4 protein-coding genes are annotated in these 3235 nt (G+C 39.0%); all 4 read left to right on the top strand.

Annotated features, from left to right (window positions below; translation table 11 throughout):
* Nucleotides 1-861 (top strand): Nramp family divalent metal transporter (locus LD39_RS17840; protein WP_035550976.1); only part of this gene is annotated, 861 nt, incomplete at its 5' end.
* Between the two features lie 255 nt (nt 862-1116).
* Nucleotides 1117-1383, top strand: coding sequence for a hypothetical protein (locus LD39_RS17835; protein WP_052158942.1), 267 nt, complete (start codon nt 1117-1119; stop codon nt 1381-1383).
* An 83-nt stretch (nt 1384-1466) separates the two neighbouring features.
* Nucleotides 1467-2435 carry a UV DNA damage repair endonuclease UvsE gene (gene uvsE, locus LD39_RS17830; RefSeq protein WP_035550974.1) on the top strand — a complete coding sequence of 323 codons (969 nt, stop codon included), beginning with the start codon at nt 1467-1469 and terminating at the stop codon, nt 2433-2435.
* A gap of 360 nt (nt 2436-2795) precedes the next feature.
* Nucleotides 2796-3008 carry a hypothetical protein gene (locus LD39_RS17825; protein ID WP_035550980.1) on the top strand — a complete coding sequence of 71 codons (213 nt, stop codon included), beginning with the start codon at nt 2796-2798 and terminating at the stop codon, nt 3006-3008.
* Nucleotides 3009-3235: the final 227 nt, after the last annotated feature.

Here is a 3235-nt window from a genome sequence, read left to right as displayed (position 1 = left end):
GCCGCCATTACGGGTCTTTCTACGAAGGCAGTTGCCATCATTATCGGGATCCTTTCTGGGATCTTGTTGTGGATTGGGAAATACAAAATCATTGAACGGGTATTTATTGCTCTTATTCTGGTCATGACGCTTAGTTTTGTCATTACCGCGATTGTAATCAAACCCGATCTAACGGCTATTTTAACAGAAGGGTTAGTCCCGTCAGTTTCAGCTGGAAATGTCCTGTTCGTTATTTCATTAATTGGAACAACGATTGTTCCGTATACATTATTCTTACAGTCCTCGACTGTACAAGAACGTTTCAAGGGTGAGAAGGAGTTGAAAGACAGCCGGTTTGATGTGGTATTTACAATTACGATCTGTGGAATCATCTCTGTTGCCATCATTATTACAGCAGCAGCAGCTTTCCCTTTAGGGACGGGAATTAACGACCCTGGTACAATGGCGGATCAGTTAAAACCATTACTTGGTTCTTGGGCAAAGTATGTGTTTGCGTTTGGAATTTTTGCCGCGGGGATCTCTTCTTCAATGACAGCACCGTTAGCCGCCGCTTATGCCACAGCCGGTGCATTAGGATGGGAGAAGAATCTTCGCTCAGCAAAATTCCGCTCTGTATGGATAGGAATACTGCTGATTGGTATTATTTTTGCAAGTCTCGGTTATGACCCCATTCAGCTCATTGTCTTTTCCCAATACGCAAATGGGTTGATCCTGCCTGTTATTGTACTGTTCCTCATGTTTGCTATGAACAATCGAAAGACTTTGCAAGGACATGTCAATTCACTGTGGCTGAATATTGTAGGTTGGATCATATTTGCTATTACAGTGACTCTATCTCTTATATCTTTTGGTATCTTTTAACCGCATCGTTAATAGACAAGAATAGGGGGGCTTCCATTTGTGGGAGCTCCTATTTTTTATAAGCATGAATGAAACAAAACAGAACCTCTTGTACGTAAAAATAAGCAAACCAGGCCGATCTCATACTTAAGCAGTAGAAATGTTCCACCTTGATTCCGAAGAGAAAAAGGGCAATAAGATTTATTGTAGATGATGTGATCTCTACTATAATTCGTTTTTTGAAAATACAGTGACATTAAAAGGAGTCGAAAACATATGGTACAACCGATCACATTGTGGCTAGATGATGAAAACCATTTGGGAGTCGTTGAACTTGAAGACCGTGTTTTTGGAACTTCTTTTCACCCGGTTCAATGTACGTCCAAAGTTGGGGGGAGCTTTCAGATTATCAATTATCTTTGGTACACAACGTACACCGGGGCCAGACACTATTTCAGAGCCCATACGAATTCTTACACTCCTGCAGGGCGAATGAAAAAAGTTAACCCAGAGCTTTGTGTAAGGTTAGAAAGAGGGAGATAATTCATAGTTGGTAAAGCTTGTGAACTTTACATACAAAAACCTGATTCGTTTAAACTAAGGAAAATGTGAATGGGGGATGACAGATGACTTTATTCCGGCTTGGCTATGTGGCCATGAGTGTAAACCTTCAAAATGCGTCTCCTTCCCAGACAATGACCTACAAAACTTTTAAACAAATTCGTGATCGGGACGCGGCAATCAGAAAACTTGAAAGAATCGCTCAATCCAATATCCATAATTGTTTGCGATTGCTAAAACATAATAAAGCTCATGATATGAATTTTTTCAGGTTAAGCTCAAGAATTGTACCCCTTGCAACTCACGAAGAATTAAATGGATGGGATTACCTGTCTGGGATAAAGGATGATCTCAAAGAATTAGGGTCTTATGCGGAATCGAACAATATGCGCCTTGACTTCCATCCGGATCATTTTGTCGTTCTTAATTCTCCAGATGAAGCGATTTTCAAAACATCCATGAAGGTCTTGAAATACCATTATCTTTTACTACATCAGATGGGGATCGATCCGATGCATCGCTGCGTGTTTCATTTAGGTGGTCGCTATGATGATAAGGAAAAGTCACTCGAACGCTTTATCGAAAATTGGTCCCTTGTGCCAAAAGGAATTCAAAAATTAGTGATGATCGAAAATGACGATACCTCTTATACAGTAGAGAATTGTCTGTATATATGTGAAAAGTTAAATATCCCACTCGTTTTTGATCTCCATCACCATTTAGCAAACCATGACGTAGGAGATTGGCATGTCTACTGGGAACGTATAATGAATACGTGGTCTCACTCTCCATTACCACTTAAAATGCATATCTCAAGTCCAAAGAGTAGAGAAGATTTCAAGAGTCATGCAGATTTTGTAGATGCAGAGATGTTCCTGGATTTTGTGAAAAAAGTAAATGGGTCGATTGAACAGATCGATTGCATGATCGAAGCGAAGCAAAAGGACGATGCTTTGTTCAGATTAGTAGAGGACCTAAAAGAGCATCCGAATATCATAATGGAGACAGAAAGCTCTATTACATGGAAAGATTAGAATCCTGCTTAACCTTCATAGGTTAAGCAGTTTTTTGGTGGCATTCGAATTTTTCAAGATTCAAGTACTTAGATAAAAGCAAGAAAGCAAGGTAATGTGCATAGAGAATTGGTAAGTGAAGTGAAAGACTCTGGTGTAATTGGTCACAAACTCTGAAATAGCTTATTAACTCTTTGATCCTTAATCCTTATCGAACCCCTCCATGGCTAATCTTAACCGCTTACCAATCTGATAAACAGCGAATTCTAAAAAAGGATAGGTATTCGTTGTTAATATCTTTAAGTTTTGAAATAATTGGAATGAAACTTAGTGTTTCTCGATCAACTTAATGACTTAACTCAAAAGATAGGGGATAGAAAAGTGGGGAATCTAATAAAGTCCATTCTATATTGGGGGTTAATTTTCCCTGTCGGTTTTGTGATCATCCGTATTCTTATTGACTATATGTTCGGGAGAGAAGTGACTTTAATCTCTTATATTCCAGTGTATTTAGGATCACTGATCGCCGGGTTAGTTTTCGTTGGTCCGCTTATGTATTTGGTTTCTCGATTAAGGAAGAGGAAGAGAAACTAGTCACAATGGAAGTGAACTGAACTGTAAAGAGGGGAAATTTAGATTTACTGGTTAAAAGGTTCCATTTAACGTGGCTTGGAAAGAGTGAGCCGTTCACCTTAGAAAAGGAATGAATTTTTTAGAAGGTGTATCCGACATATCGCTTATGTCGCCTCTAATACAGCTAAATATATCTATCATTCGACACCTTAAATCATGGGCTTTTTTACTCTTTTTTGTATCGCTCG

The sequence above is a fragment of the Halobacillus sp. BBL2006 genome (genome assembly GCF_000786645.1).
GTDB lineage: Bacteria > Bacillota > Bacilli > Bacillales > Halobacillaceae > Halobacillus.
This window is presented reverse-complemented; position numbering and strand designations above follow the sequence as displayed.